1 pseudogene is annotated in these 262 nt (G+C 71.8%); it reads right to left on the bottom strand.

Annotated elements, in window-relative coordinates:
* Positions 1 to 262: pseudogene (locus ACLJNW_RS25955) on the bottom strand (electron transport complex subunit RsxC); the annotation flags it as partial.

Below are 262 nucleotides of genomic sequence, written 5' to 3'. Positions count from 1 at the left end.
CCGGCGTACCGATCAGCGCCTCGACGTTCATCGGCCGCTCCAGGGCGCCGCCGGCGAGGGTAGTGATCCGCGAGATCAGCGGCCGACCGAGGACGACGGCATCGTGCACGGCGGCCAGGGTGCCGACGTTCTGGCACAGGATGCCGATGTCCGCCGGCAGGCCGTCCGCCGGGACTTCCCTGCCGGTGAGCAACTGGATCAGCTGGCGCTCGCCGCCCGAGGGATAGCGGGTCGGCAGGGCGACGATGCGATAGGGCCGTTC

The sequence above is a fragment of the Salmonella sp. SAL4457 genome (assembly GCF_046548235.1).
Lineage (GTDB): Bacteria > Pseudomonadota > Gammaproteobacteria > Enterobacterales > Enterobacteriaceae > Salmonella > Salmonella enterica.
This window is presented reverse-complemented; position numbering and strand designations above follow the sequence as displayed.